Source organism: Vibrio sp. T20 (genome assembly GCF_007858795.1).
GTDB lineage: Bacteria > Pseudomonadota > Gammaproteobacteria > Enterobacterales > Vibrionaceae > Vibrio > Vibrio satsumensis.
Genome location: NZ_VFEB01000217.1, coordinates 1 through 257 on the forward strand (window position 1 = coordinate 1; position 257 = coordinate 257).

Here is a 257-nt window from a genome sequence, read left to right on the forward strand (position 1 = left end):
CGCTCCTTTTTGTGGGCCGAAGATATAGCTAGCACCATTCTCACCACACAGTGGATTATCAACATCGCACGCCACAATAAACTCAACATCAGCACAGCGCGAATCTAAGCCGGTAAGATCTATTGATGCGAATTCTGCAAGTGCAGCACCACCTCGATTAAGCTCATGTCCTTTGCCATCTTGCCCTTTACAATCTAACAAGCACCCACCTAGAGCTTGAACGAGACCCGCACCACCATCATTGGTCGCACTGCCAC

The 257-nt window shown here is 49.4% G+C and carries 1 protein-coding gene; it reads right to left on the minus strand.

Going from position 1 to position 257, the window contains the following annotated elements; translation table 11 throughout:
- Positions 1-257 (minus strand): glycerate kinase (locus tag FTW16_RS21470; protein WP_146492391.1); only part of this gene is annotated, 257 nt, incomplete at both ends.